Here is a 20,452-nt window from a genome sequence, read left to right as displayed (position 1 = left end):
TACGGCCATCACACCGCCAAATCACTGACCTCGATGATCTACCTCATGCTCGGCGGAATCAGCCCGAAACTCCCCACAACAAGGTGAGGAGTCGCACATACTTTCGATAGTAGACGAGGCCGCCGACAAGTCGGGTTGACGCCGACGCGCGGCTACGCGTCGGTGAGCTCGACCAGCACCGGCGCGTGATCGCTGGGCTGCTTGCCCTTGCGCTCCTCACGCACGATCTCGGCGTGGGTGACCCGCTCGGCCAACGCCGGCGAGCCCAGGATGAAATCGATGCGCATGCCCCGGTTCTTCGGGAACCGCAGCTGCGTGTAGTCCCAGTAGGTGAAGACTGCCGGTCCGGGGGTGAAAGGGCGGACCACATCGGTGAATCCGGCATCGACGATCGATCCGAACGCCGCGCGCTCTGCCTCGGTGACGTGGGTGCTGCCCTGGTAGAACTCGACGTCCCAGACGTCGTCGTCGGTCGGCGCGATGTTCCAGTCGCCCACCAGGGCGATCGGTGTCGACGGGTCCTGGGTCAACCACGACGCCGCGGTCTCTTCAAGGGCGGCAAGCCATTGCAGCTTGTATACGTAGTGTGCCGAGTCGACGGTGCGGCCGTTGGGAATGTAAAGACTCCACACCCGCACGCCGCCGCAGGTCGCGCCGAGCGCCCTCGCCTCGGCGGCGGCCTCGACATCGGGCTTGTCGCTCCAGGTCGGCTGGCCGTCGAACCCCACCTGGACGGCGTCGATACCGACCCGCGACGCGATGGCAACACCGTTCCACTGGTTGAAGCCGCAGTGCACCACCTCGTATCCCAACGCCGCGAACGGCATCGTGGGGAACTGCTCGTCGGAGCATTTGGTCTCCTGCATCGCCAGCACGTCCACGTCGGCACGCTCGAGCCAGTTGGTGACGCGGTCGACCCTGGTGCGGATCGAGTTGACGTTCCAGGTGGCCAGGCGCATGGTCTCACCCTAGCTTCCGGCGTGCCTGCCCGAAGTCGTCGTCACGCAGTCGCTGGACCGCACGTCCGTCCATGAGTTCGTCACGATGATCCGGGTGCTTCCAATAGAACTGGACCATGCGGCGCACCGCGCTGCCATCCGGGGAATAGGCACCGACGGCGATGGTCGGCGTCGCCCCGTCGCGCATCACCATGACGATCGAAGGGCCCTTGGGCGCAGGACGATTCGGTGCGCGATCGGTAATGCCTTGCACACTGTCCCATCGGCCACGTTCCGGGTGGCGCCCCTCGGCGAACTCGAGCCCTTCCGTGTCAGTCGCAGGTAGCTCATCGATCCACGAGCGAACGCACGGATCACCACCGGAGCCCCAGACAGTGCGCCGACAGCGGACATGAACGGCAGGTAGTAACGCGCGGAGTGGGGTACAGGAATGTCGAGCAGTCCGATCGGCTGGAGGACGGCGAACACCGCCATGGCCGAGACTCCACTGAACATCGCAGTCCGTATCAGCAAGTCGCCGAGACGGTCGGGCCGCACCGTTGTGCCCTCCGGTGTGGAGGTCACTTGAACCGTGAGTTCACCCAGCTTCATCCGCAGGATCCACAAGGTGAAGGCTGCAAGCGAAACCGCGCCTGCGGCAGTGACCGGTGCAGTCAGGTAGCCTCCGCGTGACAACGTCGTTATCGTCCAGGCAGCGCAGAGCACACCGATGACTAGGCAGAACAGCACCGCGAAAATTGTTGTTCCGGCCGATTTCATCTACAGACCACGTTGCCGACTAGTGCACCGACGTAGCCGAAAGTCCAAGTGCCTCCGATTGTTCCACCGGCATAGATCCAGGGGACCGCAGCTGGGCTCACGTAAGGTGCGCTGACGGTGCCCAGTGCAGCCCCAGTCACATCACCACCCACGATCCCTGCCGTAGCTGAGAATGTGGCAACACACGCTTTTCGAAGGGTGTCAGCCGTGACCATATCCCACAGTGCTGTGGCGACTCCGACGGCTGGACCCGCGTAGCGTCCGAAACTGCCCACGCGGTCCAACTGGTCGGCTCGGAGGACGGGTATTCCGCGACCCGTTTCGCCGGCCTTGTCCAGCAATGTCATCGCCCCTTGGACCGACGTGAGTGCCGGGTGGGTGAAGAACTCCGACGGTAGGGGAGCGTTCCGGCCATCGGCGGTGGTGACCCCGCCGGAAACCGAGCCGTCGGAGTTCTTGTTCATCGTCACGATCGTCCCATCGCCGAACTGGATCTCGGTGACGTCGGCGTCGGTCAGCGGATTATGGAATGACATCGTGCTCGAGATCCAGTTCCCGTCCTCGTCGTAGTACGAATCCGAGATGTGCGGGATGTCGTCACCCCACTCGTGGATCACGTGCTTGCTGCCGTCCATCATGTCCAGCGTCGTCACCACCTGATCGTCGCTGGTGTACTCGACAGTTTCGTCGCGAACCGACTGTGCGAGATCGTTCTTTCTGATCATGTCCTGTTGTGTGAGTCCGTCCGGCCGTGGCGGATTCGGGACTTCGTCGTCAGGCAGAGGGAGCTCACCTGTCGCGAAAACGCTGGGCTTGGGAGCGTCGTAATGAAACGGTCTCGCTGCTGCTTGCACGGACGACGCCGTGTGCTCATCAGCGTTGCCCACATCGAGCAGAAGCGCGTTCACCGTGATCTGCTCGACCTCGGCCTGCTTCTCGAGTGCAGCGGCTTGGTCGGCGGACATCATCGCCTGGTCGACAAGAACGACCCAGGCGTCATCGACGTGGAACGGACCTCCATCGAGTTCGTCGGCCTTGTCGAGAAGCGCTCGCCTCCCAAGGCCGATCTCTTCGACCCCTGCGTGGATCGCTTGCGAGACGGCGGCCGCGTAAGCACTCAAGCGGGTGGTCTGACGGTGACCTCGGTCGAACATCGCCGTTGCCGCTTCGTGGGACCTGCCAGACCAGGTCTGTGCTTCTGGCATGGCTCGAATCCCGCCGTCGATACCGCTGACGGCATCGTCGACCTCCCGTGCGGCGTGGGTGATCGACGTAGCTGACACGATCAGGGAGTCGGGATTCCGGTCGCGAAGCCGCGTCCGGTTGGGCATCATCAGCCGAACAACCCGTCGAAGCTTCCCGCCAGTTCTGTGTCGGTCACTTCGTAACTGTCCCCGGCGCCGCGCACTGCGAGGCCCATCTTGTGAACATCGTCGGCGAGGTCGTTCGCGATCTTCGAGATGTGTTCGCCTACCGAATGCGCTGCCCACTGCGTCGTCGAGCCAGGCAATCCGTCGGCGGCATCGACGACCTTGCCGCCTACATCGGCGCCTCGAATCGCCGATGACGCCGTATCGACGTGTGTGGCGAATACACGCAGGATATCGGGGTCCACCAGCATCGTTACCTCCGAACGGCTCCAAATGGAACCGACGTTAACACCGCTGACGGAGCCCTCAGATCACCAATTCCGCGCCAGGAGATCGTCGACCCGCACGTACCGCGAGTGGTGGTGCACCACGAAACCCATCGACTCGTACAGCGCCCGTGCCGCGGTGTTGTCGGCGACCACCTGGACGTACCCGCGGGTCGCGCCGCGCTCGCGTCCCCAGTCCAGCAGGCCCGCGCACAGTGACCGCGCGAGCCCCTGACGCCGTGCGTCGTCGGACACGTGCACCGATGACAGCCCCACCCAGCGGGTGCCGTCGGGGGCCTCCGTGACCGCCGCCCTGCCCACCGCCGCGCCGGCCAGTTCCCCGAAGACCACCACGCCGTCGATCACCGCGGTCAGCACCTCGTCGGGCACGTCCCGCCGATTGACCATCCGCCACGCGGCGCTGGGCAGGTCGGTCAGCACCAGGCCCGGCGCCGCGGACGCGCTACCGAGATCGCTTGCCATGACCAGGTTCTCGGCGTCGACGGGCACTCCCTTGGGCACCCGGAACAAGCGGTCCGGTGCGGAGATCAGTGCGGGGGCGCTCCTGGCCGCGTACCAGTCCGCGACCGCGAGCAGCTCGGCGTGCGACGTGAATCGCAGCGGCACTGCGGAATTGGCGCGCCGGGTGGCGCCACGTGCGTATCGCGACAACCACCCGTCCAGCCATTGGTGTTCGGTGCCGGGCCATCCGAGCGCGGCCGCGTGCTCGAGATTGCGGATGTCGCCGGTGCGCACCGGAAGCTCGGGCACCACACGGACCGCCACCACGTCGGCGGGTGCGATGTCGACGATCTCACCGCGCCTGGTGCGCACCCGCACGGTCGAGCCCACCTCCACCAGATGGCCCACCACGTCGGTGTGCGGCGGCGTCGACCCAGCCGGCAGCCAATACCGCAGGCTGACGCGGGTACCGGGCGTCGGCAGTTCGATCACCGGTCAGTGGCCGAACGGATCGGGATCCTCGCCCGGCATCCATGACAGGCCGGGCACGCCCCAGCCGTGGGACTTGACCGCCCTCTTGGCGCTGCGGGCATTCCGGCCGACGAGCCGGTCGAGATAGAGGAAGCCGTCGAGGTGGCCGGTCTCGTGCTGCAGCATCCGCGCGAACAGATCCGTCCCCTCGAGTGTGATCGGCGTCCCGTCGGCGTCGAGTCCCGTCACCCGCGCCCACGTTGCCCGTCCGGTCGGGAACGATTCGCCGGGCACCGACAGGCAGCCCTCGTCGTCGTCTTCCGGGTCCGGCATGGTCTCGGGAACCTCGGAAGTCTCGAGCACCGGGTTGACGACCACCCCGCGGCGGCGAAGGGTCTTGCCGCGCGCGTCGGCGCAGTCGTAGACGAAGACCCGCTTGGCGACGCCGATCTGGTTGGCTGCCAGCCCGACTCCGTTCGCGGCGTCCATGGTGTCGTACAGGTCCTTGATGAGGTCCGCCAGACCGGCGGGCAGAGAACCATCGTCGGCGACGGGCACGGGTTCGGTCGCGGTGTGTAGGACGGGATCTCCCACGATGCGGATGGGTACTACGGCCATGCAGGAGAGCTTAAGCGGCGAGCTTCGTGGCCCGACTCGCGGCGATTGGTAACGCCCGCGGTGACCAACCCGTGATTGAATACGGTCCGAACCACAGGGATGTCATTTTCGAGTGTCGGAAGGGTCCAACAGCGATATGGATGGCGCGATCGCGCGGACTGAGAAGTCGGGGGACTCCGCAGACGGCACCGCCCCCGCCGACGGACTGACCCGCCGTGAGCACGACATCCTGGCCTTCGAGCGGCAGTGGTGGAAGTACGCGGGGTCCAAAGAAGACGCCATCAAGGAACTGTTCTCCATGTCGGCGACCCGGTACTACCAGGTGCTCAATACCCTTGTCGACCGGCCCGAGGCGCTCGCAGCGGACCCGATGCTGGTCAAGAGGCTGCGGCGGCTCCGGGCGAGCCGCCAGAAGGCCCGGGCGGCGCGCCGCCTGGGGTTCGACGTGACCTGAGACTCCGGCGAGCCGGAAGGTGTCCATTTTTCGCTCGGTGAGACCGTGTCGATACAGTAGGCGCCAATGAACCAGCGAGAATCCTCGGGCCTGCCCCTGCGCGCCATGGTGATGGTGCTGCTGTTCCTCGGCGTGGTGTTCCTGCTCGTCGGGTTCCAGGCCATGGGGGGCGACTCCGACGACGCCGATTCCTCCATCGCCACGACGACGGTCACCAGTGCGCCCGCCACGACCTCCGCGACCGAGGAACCCGCCAGGGCCGACGTGCGGGTGTTCAACATCTCCGAAACCGCGGGCGCCGCGGAAGCCACGGCCAATCGGCTCCGAGAAGCCGGCTGGAACGTCACCGAGACCGGCAACCTGACGTTGCCGGAGACCACCGTCACCACGGTGTATTTCGGCGACGCCCCCGGCGAGCAGGAGGCCGCCGAAGAAGTCGGTCGAGTGCTCGAAGCGCCGGTGGCTCCTCGCGTCCCCGAACTCACTGAGCAACCGCCAGGAGTGGTCGTGGCGGTCACCGGCTAGGCTCTTGCACATGCTCAGGACCGTCGCTGCCGCCACCTTGTTCGCGGTGCCCGCACTCGCGCTGACCGCATGCAGTCCCAACGAACCGATCTCCGATACTCCGGGCACCACGCCGGCGATCTGGACCGGTTCGCCGTCGCCGTCGGCTGCGCCCGGCGAGGACGGCTCGGGTGCCTCGGAGGAGGCCAGCGGTGAGACGCTCACCGCCGATCTGAAACTTCCCGACGGCACCACCATCGCGACCGCCGACATCGAGTTCACCGGTGATTACGCCACAGTCACGGTGCGGACCACCTCCGCCGGTGAACTCGCCCCCGGTTTCCACGGGCTGCACATCCACTCGGTCGGCAAGTGCGAAGCCGACTCCGTCGCACCGACCGGTGGGGCACCGGCCGACTTCAACTCGGCCGGCGGCCACCTCCAGGTGCCGGGTCACAGCGGGCATCCCGCCAGCGGCGACCTTTCCTCGCTGCAGGTGCGCGAGGACGGCTCGGCGATGCTGGTGACCACCACCGACGCGTTCACTGCAGAGGAACTGCTCGGCGAGGCGGGCACCGCGATCATCGTGCACGAGAAGGCCGACAACTTCGCCAACATCCCACCGGAGCGCTACCAGCAGGTCAACGGTGATCCGCCACCGGATCAGACCACCCTGGCGACCGGCGATGCCGGAGCGCGGGTGGCCTGTGGTGTCATCACCCGCGGCTAGTAGCCGAATCGATTTCGTCGGGTCGCCCCGGCCCACCCTCGGCGTCGAGTGGGAGTTCGCGCTCGTCGACGCCCAGACCCGCGATCTCAGCAACGAGGCCGCATCGGTGATCGCCGAACTCGGCGAGAACCCGCACGTGCACAAGGAGTTGCTACGCAACACCGTCGAGATCGTCACCGGCATCTGCGAGAACACCGGACAGGCGATGGACGACCTGGCGTCGACCCTGCGACCGGTACGAGAGATCGTGCGCGAGCGCGGCATGGAACTGTTCTGCGCGGGCACACATCCGTTCGCGAAATGGTCGGCGCAGAAACTCACCGATGCCCCGCGCTACGCCGAGCTGATCAAGCGCACCCAGTGGTGGGGGCGGCAGATGCTGATCTGGGGTGTGCACGTGCATGTCGGGGTGTCCTCGGCGCACAAGGTGATGCCGATCATCACGTCGCTGCTCAACCATTATCCGCACCTGCTTGCGCTCTCGGCGTCGTCTCCGTTCTGGGATGGTGAGGACACCGGTTACGCCAGCAACCGTTCGATGATGTTCCAGCAGTTGCCGACCGCCGGCCTGCCGTTCCACTTCCAGGAATGGCGCGAATTCGAAGGCTTCGTCGCCGACCAGAAGAAGACCGGGATCATCGACCACATGAACGAAATCCGGTGGGATATCCGTCCTTCCCCGCATCTGGGCACGGTGGAGGTCAGGATCTTCGACGGGGTGTCCAATCTTCGTGAGCTTTCGGCATTGGTCGCGCTGACCCACTGCCTGATCGTCGACCTGGACCGTCGGCTCGACGCCGGAGAGACCCTGCCGGTGATGCCGCCGTGGCATGTGCAGGAGAACAAGTGGCGGGCGGCCCGCTACGGCCTGGACGCCATCATCATCCTGGATGCGGACAGCAACGAGCGACTTGTCACCGAGGACCTCGACGATCTGCTGGAACGTCTTGTGCCGGTCGCGAAGTCGCTGTCATGTGTCGACGAGCTGGCCCGCGTTGCCGACATCTACCGAAACGGTGCGTCCTATCAGCGCCAGCGCAGGGTCGCCGAGGAGCATGACGGTGATCTGCGTACCGTCGTCGACGCGCTGGTCAGTGAGCTGGTGGTGTAATTGCCGACGCTGCCGATGTTCCCGCTTGAGGTGGCGATGCTGCCCGGCGAGGAGCTGCCGCTGCGGATCTTCGAGCCGAGATACTCGGCGCTGGTGCAGGCCTGCATGGCCGCAGACGATCCGGTGTTCGGGGTGGTGCTGATCGAGGCGGGGCGAGAGGTCGGCGGCGGCGACGCCCGCAGCGACGTCGGTGCGTTGGCCCACATCACCGAGTGCGCCGACATGGGTTCGGGCCGCTATCGACTGAAATGTGTGATGGAGGAGCGCTTCCGGGTGATGGAGTGGCAGCCGGACAACCCGTACCCCCAGGCGGCGGTTCAGTTGTGGCCGGATGAACCGGGCGCCGCCGTGGACGTCGCCGCCATCCGCGACATCGAGGACCGGATGGTCGCACTGTTCGAGCGCATCGCCGCGGCGCGGGGCGTCGAGGTGAACGCTCGCGACATCGTGCGCGACGCCGACGAATCCGGTGACGCCGCGATGTGGTTGTACGCCTTGGCTACTCGGCTGCCGTTGGGTCAGGCCGACAGGTACGCGGTGCTGGCAGCGCCCACGGCCGCCGAACGGGTGGCGGCGCTGTCCGAGGCCGTCGACACGGTCATCGCGATGGTGGAGTTCCAGCTGTCGGAGTGATCAACCGAGGCGACCCTCGAGGTAACCGCCGTCCGTGGACGGCCCGTCTTCGGTGTGTGGCGGTTCGCGGTGATAGCGCTCCATGAGTGTGCGCGCATCGAACGAACTGATGTCCCACCCGCGGCAGCACAGGCCGGTGCTCACGTCCTCCACTGTCGGCCCGCCGACGTCCACGGCGATCCTGCTGCCCCGCGCGCTATGCAGCGTGATCTGGTCGAACAACACGTCCCACGCGTCGGCGGACAACGTGGGCAGAACGCCCTCCACCGCCCACGCCGTCGGCTCATCGGGCTCGAACCCGGCCAGCCGCAGCGACTCCGACCAGTCGACGTCCGCGTCGACCGGAACCGGAACGTAATCGACCCGCGTCTGCGCCCCGGCCGCGCGCATCGTCTCGCTCTTGTACGCCAACACATGTGGCCGGTCGATCTCGAAGATGACCGTGTCCGGTAGCCAGGGCAGCCGCCACGGACGGGACTCCAGCCCCGCCGCCAGGATCACCACCTGGGTGATGCCGGTGGCGCCCGCGGCGATGAAGAACTCGTCGAACCACTTGGTGCGTATGGCGAGCAGCGCAGCAAGGCCCGGTTCGGGAGCGTCGTCGCGAGCGGTCACGCCCAGTCCGTCGAGGAGTGCCTGCGCATACGGATCGGTGAACAGCGGGTGCTCCGATGCGGACTCCCGCGCCCGCACCATGACGGCGTCTACTGCGCTGGGGCAGGCGCCGACGAGAACGGGCGCGTCACCGTCTGGGGGATTCATTGCCGCCGGGTTCCCTGTCGGCGTCCAAATCATGCATTTCGTCCCTGGTCAACAAATCGTCGCGGACGTTCTGCTCCCGGTAGGCCAGTTGACCGACGCGGTTGGCGATCACCGGCGCCGTGATCACCGTGAACATGCCGGTGAGGATCAACATGCCGACGTCTGAATTGCCCCGCAGCCGGATCGCCGCTCCCGCCAGCACCAGCAACAGACCGAGCACCTGGGGTTTGGTGGCCGCGTGCATCCGCGTCAGCGTGTCCGGGAACCGCACGACTCCGACTGCCGCGGTCAGCGCCAGGGCGGCGCCGCTGAGGATCAGCACAGCGGTGACGATGTCGAACACGTTCATCGTGACGGCCCCTTGTCGGCCGGCTTCGCCACGTCGGGCACGCGGAACCGCGCGACGCTGACCGATCCGACGAACGTGATCAACGCCAGCGCGGTGAGGCTGTAGGTGACGGTGGTGTCCAGGCTGAACGCTGCCCAGGTGCCGATCGCGCACATCGTCACCGCGACCAGGGTGTCCAGAGCGACCAGTCGATCGAGCGTTGTCGGGCCCAACAACATCCGGACCATCGTGGCGACGGCCGCCGCCGCCAGCATCGCCGCTGCGATCACGAATACGGTACTCATGCGGGGTCGGTCTCCTCCTTCTCTGCCGACGGACGCCAGTCGGGGTCGCGCTCGAACGACGCCACCAACAGCTTCTCGAGCTTGTCGACTTGACGGTGGAATTGATCGACGGCGCGGTCAGAACCCACGTCGAGTACGTGCACGTAGATCATCCGGCGAGTCTGGTCGATCTCGAGCACGATGTTGCCCGGTGTGAGGTTCAAGATGTTGACGGCCAGTGCCAGCACCAGATCGGACTTGACGTGCAGGTGCGCACGCAGCACCGCGGACAACGGTGGCGCCGGCCTCAGCGCCAACGCGGCGACCTGGACCGAGGACACCAGCAGCCAGAAGGCCACGGTCACGATGAGACGCGACAGCGACAGCAGGTGAACCCGGCCCTCCACCGGAACCGGCGGCAACGGCAGCCACAGCGTGATGACCAGTGCGATCGCCAGACCGGACAGGATGTTCGCCGCAGAGATGTTGCCCCACAACAGAATCCACACCAGGATGAGCCAGCACAGCATCCACACCCGCAACGTGAGGGTTCTCATACCTGCCCCTCTGCTCTTCGCGCGGGCGCTCACTGGTCCCCCAGGACGGCGGTGATGTACTGGCCGCGGTCGAGGACCTCGTTGGCGGCGCGCTCGCTGTAGGCGAAGATCGGACCGGCCAGCACGGTGAGTGCCAGACCCACCGTGATGAGCGCGGCCGTGGGCATCAGCATGCCGACGGGCATCCGGCCCACGTCGTCGCGGTCGGCCAACTGGATGTCCATGGACTCCTCGGTGTTGTCCACCAGAGCGGACGGCGCGGACGCCGACAAATGCCCCTCGGGCGCATCCTCACGCGAGCGCCAGAACGCCTTCGTCCACACCCGGGTGATGACATACAGCGTCAGGAGACTGGTGATGACGCTGCCGGCGACCAGAGCCCAGGCCAACACCGACCCGTCCTGTGATCCTGCCTCCAGTAGCGCCACTTTCCCGATGAAGCCCGAGAACGGCGGGATACCACCGAGATTGAGTGCGGGCACCACGAAGACGAACGCGAGCAGTGGGCTGGCCGCGGCGAGTCCACCAAGACGCTCCAGCGTCGACGCCCCTGCCTGGCGCTCGATCAGACCGACGACCAGGAAGAGCGTGGTCTGCACCAGGATGTGATGCGCCACATAGTAGATGGCTCCGGACATCCCGAGGTGGTTGGACAGTGCGATGCCGAAGACCATGTAACCGATGTGACTGACCAGCGTGAAGGACAGCAGTCGCTTGATGTCGCTCTGCGCGATCGCGCCGAAGATGCCGATCAGCATCGTCAACAGGCCCGCGACCAGAAGCGCCCCGTCCATCTTGCCGCCTGGGAACAGCAGCGAGTGCGCGCGGATGATCGCGTAGATACCGACCTTGGTGAGCAGGCCGGCGAAGACGGCGGTGACGGGTGCCGGGGCGGTCGGGTAGGAGTCCGGCAGCCACGCCGACAGCGGGAACACCGCGGCCTTGATGCCGAATGCGACCAGCAGCACCGCGAACAGCGCCGTACGGGTGCCGTCCGGCACGCTCTCGAGACGTACGGCCAACTCGGCCAGGTTGAGCGTTCCGGTGGCTGCATATACGAGCGCGATGCCGAACAGGAAGACCATCGAGGAGACCATCGACACCATCACGTAGGTGATGCCGGCGCGCACCCGCTCCTTGCTGGCACCGATTGTCAGCAGCACGAAGCTCGCCGACAGCAGCACCTCGAAACCGACGAACAGGTTGAACAGGTCGCCGGCCAGAAACGCCATGAACACACCCGCCGACAGCACCAGATACGTGGGCAGGAAGATCGAAACCGGCTGCCTGTCGTCGCCGTCGCGGATGCCCTGCCCGATGGCGTAGATGACGACGGCGAGCAACACGATCGACGACACGACGAGCATCAGCGCCGACAACCGGTCGACCACCAGCGTGATACCGAGCGGTCCCATGCCGGGCTCGGTCGGGCCCCACCCGCCGACCTGCAGTGCGATCGTGCCGTCGCGGTCGGCGAGGCGCAGCAGGCCAGCCGAGACGACGAGCACGACTGTCAGCGCGAGCACGGTGATGGCGCGCTGCAGGCGGGGTTTGCGGCCGGCGAACAAGTTCATCGCCGCGGCGAGCATCGGCACCAGCACAGGGAGTGGCGTCAGCACCGGCGCCAGGCTGCTCTCCAGAACGACCGGGATCATCGTGATCCCTCGAACCCGGGGAGCGCGTCGAGTTCGTCGGGCAGATCGGTGTCGCGGGTGCGGTCCGGATCGAGCCGTTCCGCGATCTCCTCGCCGGACTCCTTGCCCGACAGTTGCGACACCCGGGTGTCCTCGGGGTCGTTGCTGACTTCATCGATGGTGTTGAGACGGTAGGAGCGATACGTCAGCGCCAGCACGAATGCGGCGACGCCCATGGTGATCACGATCGCCGTCAGGATCAGTCCCTGCGCCAGCGGGTCCGCCGTCGTCGTCTGACCCGCGCTGGTGCGGCCACGTACCGGCGGGTTGCCCGTCGGACCGCCCGCCGCGAGTATCAGCAGGTTGACCGCGTTGCTGATCAACAACAGCCCCAACAGCATTCGGATGAGGCTGCGTTCGAGCAGCAGATAGACGCCGGCGCTGACCAGGCCGCCGATGACGATCAGGGATACCAGGTAGGCGGTCATGGCCGCGACCTCATTGCGATCCCCATCTGGTTGCGTTGCTGCTCACTCATCTCCTCGTCGATGCGGGCGCCGAGGCTGCGCAGTACGTCGAGCACCAGGCCCACCACGATCAGATACACCCCGAGGTCGAAGAACAGGGCGGTGACGAACTTGACCGTGCCCAGGACCGGGACGTCGACCTCGATCAGCGCCGACGACAGCGCGGGCGCCCCCGCCAGCAGGGAGGCCGCGGCAGTCCCGGCGGCCAGCGTCAGGCCGGCCCCGAGGATCTTGCCGGCGTCCAGCGGCAGCGTTTCGCCGAGTTCGTAGCGGCCGCCCGCGAGGTACCGCAACACCAACGCCAGGCCGGCCATCAGGCCACCGGCGAAGCCGCCGCCGGGGGTGTTGTGTCCGGCGAAGAAGAAGTACGCCGAGAGCACCATCATGACCGGGAAGATCAGCCGCGTCGCGACCTCGAGGACCAGCGAACGGTGCCGCGGGTCGCGCAACCCACTACCGCGCAACCAGGTGATCTCCCCGGCGGCAGGGCTGTTCTTCGTCCAATCCGGCAGCCGTCCGATGTCGGGCTGGCCGGCGTCGGCGACGCGGGGCGCGGCGCCGAACCGTCGGCTGCGGAACACCAGCGACGCCACCCCGGTCGCGGCGACGAGCAGGACCGCCACCTCGCCCATGGTGTCCCAGGCGCGGATGTCGACGAGGAGCACGTTGACGGTGTTGGAGCCGTGGCCGCGCAGATAGGCGGCCTCGGGCAGCAGCTCGGCGATGGGCCTGCCGGTACGGGCGGCCATCGCGAATGCCGCGAGGCCGGCCACCGTGGCTCCGACGGCGATTGCGAGTGCCGCCCGGGGGAGGCGGAACCGTTTGATGTCGGCAGCGCCGGTCTCGGCGGGCAGGATGCGCAGCACGAGCACGAACATGACCAGCGTCAGCGTCTCGACCAGGAACTGCGTCAGCGCCAGGTCGGGGGCGCCGTGGAAGGCGAAGATCGCCCCGCAGCCGTACCCGGTCACACCCACCAGCAGCACGGTCGCCAGGCGATTACGCATCACGGCCGCAGCCAGTGCCGCCGCGAGCATCAACAGCCCGACCACCACCTGCGGCGGCGAATCCCACAGCTCGAGCTCCGGCCGCGCACGGGCGCCGAGGCTCAGCACGGTGACGGGCACCAGCACCAGGGTCGCCAGGATGACCGACTGCGTCGCCGGGATGGAGCCCCGCTGCGTGACCGCGGTCAGCCGAACCGACATCACGTCGGCGCCGCGCAAGACCTTGTCGTAGATGCGGTCGGCGTTGGCCAGCGGGAGGAAGCCCAGCCGGGCCCGGCGTAGCCGGCCGCGGCCGACGTACACCGCGATGCCGGCCGCCAGCACCAGCGCCGACAGCGCCAGCGGGAGGTTGAGGCCGTGCCACAGCGCCAGGTGGTAGTCGGCTACATAGCCCTCGGGGTCGGGGACCGTGCCCGCGTAGTCGCCGAGGACGTTGTCCAGGGTCGACGGGAAGAGCCCGAACAGCAGACCGGCGGCAGCCAGAACCGCCGGCGGGATCACGAATGCCGGCTCCGGCCGGTGCATCTCGGCGACGCGGGTGCTGGGCTTCGGCAAACCCTTTCGGCCGAACGCGCCGAACAGGAACCGAAGGCTGTACACCGTGGTGAAGACCGAGCCGATCACGATGCCGGCGAGAACGAACGGGGCCGCGTTGCCGAGCGTCGGGCTGTGCAGCACCGTCTCCAGGTCCGCTTCCTTGGCGATGAACCCGAAGAACGGCGGCACCGCGGCCATGCTGGCCGTCGCGCCTGCCGCGATGATCAGCAGCGTCTTGCTGCGGTCGCCCAGCCACGCGAGCCTGCGGATGTCGCGGGTGCCGGTCGTGTGATCGATGATCCCCACGACCATGAACAGCGCGGCCTTGAACATGGCATGCGCGCAGAGCATCGCCAGGCCGGCCAGCATCATCTCGCTGCCGCCCGCGCCGACCATGACGGTGATCAACCCCAGCTGGCTGACCGTGCCGAACGCCAGGATCAACTTCAGGTCGTACTCGCGGACGGCGCGCCAGCCCGCGAGTATCAACGTCAACAGGCCGAGCGTCACCACCGTCGGGCGCCACACGGGGGAGTCGGCGAATCCCGGCGTCATCCTCGCGATCAGGTAGACGCCGGCCTTGACCATCGCGGCCGCGTGCAGGTAGGCGCTCACCGGTGTCGGCGCGGCCATCGCGCCGGGCAGCCAGAAGTGCATCGGCACGATCGCCGACTTCGACAGCGCGCCGACGAGGATCAACACGACCGCCACTGAGGCGGCCACGCCGGTCGGCGGGTCCGCGATCAGCTCGGACAGCAGGTAGGTCCCGGTGATGTTCCCCAGCACGATGATGCCGACGAGCATCGCCAGACCGCCGAACGTCGTCACCAGAAGTGCCTGCATCGCGGCGCGACGGCTCGTCGCCCGTTCCGCGTAGTGCCCGACCAGAAGGAAGGACAACACCGTCGTGATCTCCCAGAACACGTACAGCACAAGCATGTTGTCGCTGGTGACCAGGCCGAACATGGCGCCGGAGAACGCGACGAGCTCGGCGGCGAAACTGGGCAGCCGTTTCTCGTTGCGACCGTCGCGGTGGTGGAAGTAGTCGGCGCAGTAGAACAGCACCAGCGCGCCGATGCCGAGCACCAGCACGCTCATGATCGCCGCGAGTGCGTCGAAGCGCAGCGAGATGTCCATCGACAGCTCGGGCACCCAGGACACGTTCGCGGTCTGCCTCTGACCCGCACCGGGCCAGTTCATGGCCACCCAGACAAGCGAGCCGAGCGGCACGAGCGCCAGCGGGTAGAAGGCCATCCGCCCCCAGCGGTACACAAGCAGCGGTGCCAACAAGGTGGCGACTGCATGGGCAGCGAGGATGGCGAGCATGGCTCCGTCTCGTCGGGTTCGGCAACGCTGTCGGGCGGTCGTGCCGTCGGGCAGGTGGGCAGAACAGAGTGGCGACGGACTCCGCCGGCCGGACTGACTCTGGAGTGGCCCCAGTCTACGTGGCGCTGCCCTGCACCATCGCCCTGATCCGGTCCTCGACCGCGGATCCCGAGACGAAAAGCAGTTCATCACCGGACCACAGGACGTCATCGGGCCCGGGGATGATGAGCTGTTTCCCCCGCAGCACGGTGACCAGCGCGCTGTTGTTGGGCATCGCGAGCTCGGACACCCGTTTGCCCTCCAGCGGGCTGTCCGCGGGCAGGGTGAGCTTGGCGACGTTCACCGGCCCCTGCCCCAGTCCGGCGCGGGTTCCCCTTCCCAGATCCATCAGGCGGATCAAATGACCCACGTCGATGGCACCCTCGACCGCGGCGACCAGCGCCATGGGGGTGGACACCGCGACGTCGATACCCCAGGCCTCGGTGAAGAGCCAGTCGTTACGGGAGTCGTTGATGCGCGCGACCACCCTGCTGATCCCGAACTCGGTCTTGGCCAGGAACGCCATGGCGAGGTTGGACTTGTCGTCGCCGGTGGCGGCGATGGCGACATCGCAGATGTGCATCTCGGCTTCCTCCAGCGAGGACACCTCGCACGCGTCGGCGAGGAACCACTCGGCACCCGGCACCGTCGCGGGCACGTAGCGGGCGAACTCCTTCTCGATGACCAACACCTTGTGGCCGTTCTCCACCAGTTCGTGCGCGACGGACCGACCGACGGCGCCGGCTCCCGCGATCGCGATCCGCATCGGTGTCTCCTTCGTCGTCGCGAACTCCCGGCCTCCGCCCTGCTTTACTTGCACCGGTGAGCCTGCACCAGCTCTACGTGGCGCTACTGATCGGTGGCCTCGTGCTGCTGGCGAGCATCGCCGCGACAAGGCTGGCCACCGGAGCCGGCCTGCCCAGCCTATTGCTGTTCCTCGGTGTCGGTGTGCTGCTCGGCGAGGACGGGCTGGGGCTGGACTTCGACAGCGCGCAGCTGGCCCAGGGCCTGGGGACCGCCGCGCTGGGCGTCATCCTCGTCGAGGGTGGTCTGACCACCCGGTTCAGCGACATCCGCAAGGTGCTCGCCCCCGCTGGCGTCCTCGCCACGGTGGGTGTCGGGGTCAGCACACTGATCACCGCGGGGGCGGTGCACTGGCTGCTCGGTATGGATTGGCAGCTGGCTCTGCTGTTGGGGGCGATCGTCTCGAGCACCGATGCCGCAGCGGTGTTCTCGGTGCTTCGCGTGGTGCCGCTGCCGAGACGTCTCGGCGGACTGCTCGAGGCCGAGTCGGGTTTCAACGATGCCCCGGCCGTCATCCTGGTCCTGCTGTTCAGCGTCACGCCACTGACGCTGGAGCCTGGGGCGATCGTGGCAACGCTGGTGTACGAGTTGGCGATCGGCACGATGATCGGCCTCGGATGCGGGTTCCTCGGCGCGATGGCACTGCGACGGATCGCGCTGCCCGCCGCGGGTCTCTATCCGCTCGCGACCTTCGGCCTCGGCATGCTCGCGTTCGCGGCGGCGGGCTCGGCGCACGCGAGTGGGTTCCTCGCCGCCTACCTGGCCGGGGTGGTGCTCGCCAACTCCGGTCTGCCGCACCGCTCGGCGACCCGGTCCTTCGCCGAGGGATCGGGCTGGCTGGCCCAGATCGGCGTGTTCGTCATCCTGGGGTTGCTGGTGTCCCCGGACGAACTCCTCGACGAGATCCTCCCGGCCATCGTGGCGGGTCTGGTGCTGCTGCTGCTGGCCCGGCCGCTGTCGGTCGTGGTGTCGCTGTTGGGCTTTCGCGTGCCCTGGCGGGAGCAGGTCTTCCTGTCCTGGGCCGGACTCCGCGGGGCGGTACCCATCGTGTTGGCGACCTACCCGATCGTCGCCGGGGTGCCCGACAGTGGACGACTGCTCAACATCGTGTTCATCCTGGTGGTGGTGTTCACCCTCATCCAGGGTCCGAGCCTACGGCTGGTTGCGGAACGACTCCATCTGATCCCGAGGGACACCACCCGCGAAATCCAGGTCGACGCAGCGCCCTTGGATGTGCTGGGCGCCGAACTGATGACGATGACGGTGCTGCCGGGTTCCCGGCTGCACAACGTGACGGTGTTGGAGTTGCGGTTGCCGGACCCGAGCGTCATCACGCTGATCATCCGGGACGGTCAGTCGTTCGTGCCGCAGCCCATCACCCGCCTCGAGGTCGGCGACGAACTGTTGATCGTGACGACCAGCGCGACGAGGGAGTTGGCGGAACGCCGGCTGCGGGCGGTCAGCAGGCGAGGCAAGCTGGCGTACTGGTTCGACGAGTACGGCGAACCGGGCTGACACACCCCGCCGAAGCCGTCGCTAGGCCCTGCACCCCGGGAACGCGAAGCTGCTCGGCAGCGCATGCCCCAGGACTCCGATGCCTGCGCCGAGGATGGGCCAGATCGGCCAGAAGTACCAGGCGCCGGCCGACAGGCCGACGGCGAGCCAGACGGTCAGCACGATGACGACCATGGCCAGGTAGGCCCCGAGGTGGATCTGGACGGCGCGGCGCGCGGCGGCCCGGCGGGCGGCGTGACGCCGCGGATCGTTGCGGCGCAGCTGCGCGACCGGCAGGTCGGACGTGAGTTGGCGCAGCTCAGGGGTGGTCTGGGCGCGGAACGTGTTCTGCAGGCGGTTCTCGTATTCGGGTATGTCCAGGTACCCCTGGGCCAGGGCCTGCCCGAGCGTTTCCGCGGTGGCCTCCCGGTCGCGATCGCCTGCGCGCAGGGTGGGCGTGCTCGATACATGAATCTCCGTCGCCATGCTTCCTCCCAATCTTGACGGTGACTAGTTCGACTATGCCGCCAGAACTAGTCACTGTCAAGATACATTCCCCGGCGACCGTCGAGTCTGCAGGGACCTCAGCGCAGGGCTCAGCGTGCGGAGAAGTCCCGCAGCGCTTCGACCTGCACGGGATCAAGCGACGGCCGCACCGACTCGCGCGCCGCGGCGACATCGGCGGCGGTGACGTCGGCGGCGTCGATCGACCGGCGCATCGCCGTCAGCGCGGCCTCGCGTAGCAGGGCGACGCAGTCGGCGGCGCTGTAACCGTCGAGGTCGAGGGCCAACGTCGCCAGGTCCACGGCTTCGGGTCCTTCTGAGGCCAGCGGCACCGACTTGCCCGCGGTGCGCAGGATCTGGGTGCGGGCCTCGGCGTCGGGCGGTTCGACGAACACCAGCTTCTCCAGCCGGCCCGGCCGCAGCAGGGCGGGGTCGATCAGGTCGGGGCGGTTCGTCGCGCCCAGCACGACCACGTCGTTGAGCGGCTCGATCCCGTCGAGCTCGGTCAGCATCGCGGCCACCACGCGGTCGGTCACGCCCGAGTCGAAGCTCTGCCCACGCCTCGGTGCCAACGCGTCGATCTCGTCGAGGAACACCAGCGACGGCGCGGAATCGCGGGCGCGCCGGAACAATTCGCGCACCGCCTTCTCCGACGAGCCCACCCACTTGTCCATCAGTTCGGCGCCCTTGACGGCGTGTACGCTCAGCCGGCCCGAGCTGGCCAGCGCCCGGACCACGAACGTCTTGCCGCAGCCGGGAGGCCCGTACAGCAACACGCCACGCGGCGGCAGCACCCCGAGACGCTCGAACGTCTCGGGGTGCTGAAGCGGCCACAGCACGGCCTCGGTGAGCGCCTGCTTGGTGTCGACCATGTCCCCGACGTCGTCGAGCGTCACCGAACCGACGGACACCTCTTCGGTGGCCGACCGGGACAGCGGTCGGATGACGCCGAGCGCACCGGTGAGATCCTCCTGCCGCAACGCCGGGGTCTCGCCGTTCTCGCTGGCCCGCGCCGCCGCCCGCAGTGCCGCCTCGCGTACCAGTGCGGCGAGGTCGGCGACTACGAATCCCGGTGTGCGTTCCGCGATTTCACCGAGCTCGAGCCCCTCGGCGGGGACGTCGCGCAGCAGCACCTCGAGCAGTTGCCTGCGTACCGCGCCGTCGGGCAGGCTCAGGCCCAGCTCCCGGTCGCACACGTCGGGGGCCCGCAGTCGGGGATCGACGGTGTCGGGTACCGCCGAGGTCGCGACGAACGCCACCCCCTTGGTGGAGATCGCCGAGCGCAACTCGGTGAGCACCAGGGTGGCCACCGGGTCGGCGGGCGTCGGGAGCAGGGCGTCGACATCGGTGATCAGCAGGACGCCGCCGCCGTCGCGCACCGTGGCCACCGCCGACGACACGTTCTCCAGCCGGTCCTCGGCGCGAAGCGATCCGACCTCCGGCCCGTCGAGTTCGACCAACCGCCGGTCGGCGCAGACCGTCCGCACCATGGTGGCCTTGCCCACCCCGGCGGGTCCGGACACGAGAACACCGAGATGGGCGGTGGCGCCGAGCTTTTCGAGCAACTCGGGCTGGTCGAGCGCGAGTTTGAGCCACTCGGTGAGACGGCTCGCCTGGGCGTGGGCACCCTTGAGGTCGTCGAAGCCGATGGCCGGCGCCTGCTCGGTGACGACGTGCCGACCGGTCCGGTCGGGCGGCGACGGGGTGACCGGTCCCGGCGCAGCGAGGGAACCCCAGCTGACCAGCGAATTGGGTTGCACGCTCACGGGTCCGGACGGATCCACCCCCGTCACCGTCAGCAACTCGGAGGTCCAGGTGATGCCCACAGAGGATGCCAGTGCGGCGCTGGCCTGCGAGGTCGAGGTACCCGGCCCGAGGTCTCGGGGCAGCAGCGACACGGTGTCCCCGACCGTCATCACCTTGCCCAGCAGCGCCTGACGCAGCGTGGCCGGGGCGATCGACTGGCTGGCGAGTCGGGACCCGCTGAGCGTCACCGAACGGGCGCCGTACACGGTGACCGGAGCGACGAGCACCGAGGTGTCCTCCCGCAGGCCGGCGTTCGACAGCGTCACGTCGTCGAGCAGTGCGGTGCCGGTGGGGGTGCCCGCAGGTGCGATACCGACCACCGCGGCCGTGGTGCGCGCGCCGGTCAACGACACCGCATCCCACTCCCGGATTCCCAGCGCCGCAATGGCTTCCGGATGGAGCCGGACCACACCGCGGCGTGAGTCCAGCGCCGAGGTATTGAGCCGGGCGGTGAGCGTGAGATGCGCGTCCGGGCGCGTGTTCCCGGAGTCCTCCAACTGGGACAC

At 67.7% G+C, this 20,452-nt stretch carries 23 protein-coding genes; 6 read left to right on the top strand and 17 right to left on the bottom strand.

Annotated features, from left to right (window positions below):
- Window positions 1-152: 152 nt before the first annotated feature.
- From H7I57_RS17280 to H7I57_RS17250, 7 genes are read right to left on the bottom strand one after another with little or no spacing between them, the layout of a single operon-like run.
- The gene (locus H7I57_RS17280) at window positions 153-959 is read right to left on the bottom strand and encodes an exodeoxyribonuclease III (RefSeq protein ID WP_264024881.1); all 807 of its coding nucleotides are present in this window, start codon (window positions 957-959) and stop codon (window positions 153-155) included.
- Window positions 960-963: 4 nt separating this feature from the next.
- The gene (locus H7I57_RS17275) at window positions 964-1,152 is read right to left on the bottom strand and encodes a hypothetical protein (RefSeq protein WP_264024880.1); all 189 of its coding nucleotides are present in this window, start codon (window positions 1,150-1,152) and stop codon (window positions 964-966) included.
- Window positions 1,146-1,718 (bottom strand): hypothetical protein, encoded by a 573-nt coding sequence (locus tag H7I57_RS17270; RefSeq protein WP_264024879.1) that lies wholly within the window; start codon window positions 1,716-1,718, stop codon window positions 1,146-1,148. The genes H7I57_RS17275 and H7I57_RS17270 overlap by 7 nt, the downstream gene beginning before the upstream one ends.
- Window positions 1,715-3,001, bottom strand: coding sequence for a hypothetical protein (locus tag H7I57_RS17265; protein WP_264024878.1), 1,287 nt, complete (start codon window positions 2,999-3,001; stop codon window positions 1,715-1,717). The genes H7I57_RS17270 and H7I57_RS17265 overlap by 4 nt, the downstream gene beginning before the upstream one ends.
- Before the next feature lie 50 nt (window positions 3,002-3,051).
- Entirely contained in the window at window positions 3,052-3,339 is a 288-nt protein-coding gene (locus H7I57_RS17260; RefSeq protein ID WP_264024877.1) for a type VII secretion target, read from the bottom strand.
- 60 nt (window positions 3,340-3,399) lie between these two features.
- Window positions 3,400-4,308 carry an N-acetylglutamate synthase, CG3035 family gene (locus H7I57_RS17255; protein WP_264024876.1) on the bottom strand — a complete coding sequence of 303 codons (909 nt, stop codon included), beginning with the start codon at window positions 4,306-4,308 and terminating at the stop codon, window positions 3,400-3,402.
- 3 nt (window positions 4,309-4,311) lie between these two features.
- Entirely contained in the window at window positions 4,312-4,905 is a 594-nt protein-coding gene (locus tag H7I57_RS17250) for a peptide deformylase (protein ID WP_264024875.1), read from the bottom strand.
- A gap of 136 nt (window positions 4,906-5,041) precedes the next feature.
- Here H7I57_RS17250 and napA point away from each other — a divergent pair, with 136 nt between their 5' ends.
- From napA to H7I57_RS17225, 5 genes are all read left to right on the top strand, one after another.
- A complete protein-coding gene (napA, locus tag H7I57_RS17245; RefSeq protein WP_264024884.1) occupies window positions 5,042-5,359 on the top strand; it encodes a nucleoid-associated protein NapA in 318 nt (105 codons plus the stop codon).
- A gap of 66 nt (window positions 5,360-5,425) precedes the next feature.
- Window positions 5,426-5,884, top strand: coding sequence for a LytR C-terminal domain-containing protein (locus H7I57_RS17240; protein WP_264024874.1), 459 nt, complete (start codon window positions 5,426-5,428; stop codon window positions 5,882-5,884).
- A gap of 10 nt (window positions 5,885-5,894) precedes the next feature.
- A complete protein-coding gene (sodC, locus tag H7I57_RS17235; RefSeq protein ID WP_264024873.1) occupies window positions 5,895-6,593 on the top strand; it encodes a superoxide dismutase[Cu-Zn] in 699 nt (232 codons plus the stop codon).
- Window positions 6,550-7,704, top strand: a complete 1,155-nt coding sequence (locus H7I57_RS17230) for a glutamate--cysteine ligase (RefSeq protein WP_275081361.1) — start codon at window positions 6,550-6,552, stop codon at window positions 7,702-7,704. The genes sodC and H7I57_RS17230 overlap by 44 nt, the downstream gene beginning before the upstream one ends.
- Window positions 7,705-8,337, top strand: coding sequence for an LON peptidase substrate-binding domain-containing protein (locus tag H7I57_RS17225; RefSeq protein ID WP_264024871.1), 633 nt, complete (start codon window positions 7,705-7,707; stop codon window positions 8,335-8,337). It abuts the gene before it with no gap.
- Here the strand turns inward: H7I57_RS17225 and H7I57_RS17220 are convergent, their stop codons facing one another.
- The 8 genes from H7I57_RS17220 to H7I57_RS17185 all read right to left on the bottom strand — a co-directional run bounded on the left by H7I57_RS17220 (window position 8,338) and on the right by H7I57_RS17185 (window position 16,104).
- On the bottom strand, window positions 8,338-9,099 hold the full coding sequence (locus tag H7I57_RS17220) for a class I SAM-dependent methyltransferase (protein WP_264024870.1): 762 nt from the start codon (window positions 9,097-9,099) through the stop codon (window positions 8,338-8,340). It abuts the gene before it with no gap.
- Window positions 9,080-9,448: a monovalent cation/H(+) antiporter subunit G gene (mnhG, locus tag H7I57_RS17215; RefSeq protein ID WP_264024869.1), complete on the bottom strand. Its 369-nt coding sequence runs from the start codon at window positions 9,446-9,448 to the stop codon at window positions 9,080-9,082. Before mnhG ends, H7I57_RS17220 begins: the two co-directional genes overlap by 20 nt.
- A complete protein-coding gene (locus tag H7I57_RS17210; protein ID WP_264024868.1) occupies window positions 9,445-9,732 on the bottom strand; it encodes a monovalent cation/H+ antiporter complex subunit F in 288 nt (95 codons plus the stop codon). The genes mnhG and H7I57_RS17210 overlap by 4 nt, the downstream gene beginning before the upstream one ends.
- Window positions 9,729-10,268: a Na+/H+ antiporter subunit E gene (locus H7I57_RS17205; protein WP_264024867.1), complete on the bottom strand. Its 540-nt coding sequence runs from the start codon at window positions 10,266-10,268 to the stop codon at window positions 9,729-9,731. The genes H7I57_RS17210 and H7I57_RS17205 overlap by 4 nt, the downstream gene beginning before the upstream one ends.
- A 29-nt stretch (window positions 10,269-10,297) precedes the next feature.
- The gene (locus H7I57_RS17200) at window positions 10,298-11,923 is read right to left on the bottom strand and encodes a Na+/H+ antiporter subunit D (RefSeq protein WP_264024866.1); all 1,626 of its coding nucleotides are present in this window, start codon (window positions 11,921-11,923) and stop codon (window positions 10,298-10,300) included.
- Window positions 11,920-12,390 carry a Na(+)/H(+) antiporter subunit C gene (locus tag H7I57_RS17195; RefSeq protein ID WP_264024865.1) on the bottom strand — a complete coding sequence of 157 codons (471 nt, stop codon included), beginning with the start codon at window positions 12,388-12,390 and terminating at the stop codon, window positions 11,920-11,922. Before H7I57_RS17195 ends, H7I57_RS17200 begins: the two co-directional genes overlap by 4 nt.
- Window positions 12,387-15,299 (bottom strand): Na+/H+ antiporter subunit A, encoded by a 2,913-nt coding sequence (locus tag H7I57_RS17190; RefSeq protein ID WP_264024864.1) that lies wholly within the window; start codon window positions 15,297-15,299, stop codon window positions 12,387-12,389. The genes H7I57_RS17195 and H7I57_RS17190 overlap by 4 nt, the downstream gene beginning before the upstream one ends.
- Window positions 15,300-15,414: 115 nt before the next feature.
- Window positions 15,415-16,104, bottom strand: a complete 690-nt coding sequence (locus tag H7I57_RS17185) for a potassium channel family protein (protein WP_264024863.1) — start codon at window positions 16,102-16,104, stop codon at window positions 15,415-15,417.
- Between the two features lie 56 nt (window positions 16,105-16,160).
- Between H7I57_RS17185 and H7I57_RS17180 the strand changes: the two genes are divergently transcribed.
- Window positions 16,161-17,657 carry a potassium/proton antiporter gene (locus H7I57_RS17180; protein WP_264024862.1) on the top strand — a complete coding sequence of 499 codons (1,497 nt, stop codon included), beginning with the start codon at window positions 16,161-16,163 and terminating at the stop codon, window positions 17,655-17,657.
- 21 nt (window positions 17,658-17,678) lie between these two features.
- Here the strand turns inward: H7I57_RS17180 and H7I57_RS17175 are convergent, their stop codons facing one another.
- Window positions 17,679-18,122 carry a DUF1707 domain-containing protein gene (locus H7I57_RS17175; RefSeq protein WP_264024861.1) on the bottom strand — a complete coding sequence of 148 codons (444 nt, stop codon included), beginning with the start codon at window positions 18,120-18,122 and terminating at the stop codon, window positions 17,679-17,681.
- A gap of 110 nt (window positions 18,123-18,232) precedes the next feature.
- A complete protein-coding gene (locus tag H7I57_RS17170) occupies window positions 18,233-20,452 on the bottom strand; it encodes an AAA family ATPase (protein WP_308204374.1) in 2,220 nt (739 codons plus the stop codon).

The organism is Mycolicibacterium pyrenivorans, from assembly GCF_025821625.1.
In the GTDB taxonomy this organism is placed as follows: Bacteria; Actinomycetota; Actinomycetes; order Mycobacteriales; family Mycobacteriaceae; genus Mycobacterium; species Mycobacterium pyrenivorans.
The sequence above is the reverse complement of the archived record's forward strand: the minus strand, read 5'-3'. Positions and strand labels throughout refer to the sequence as shown.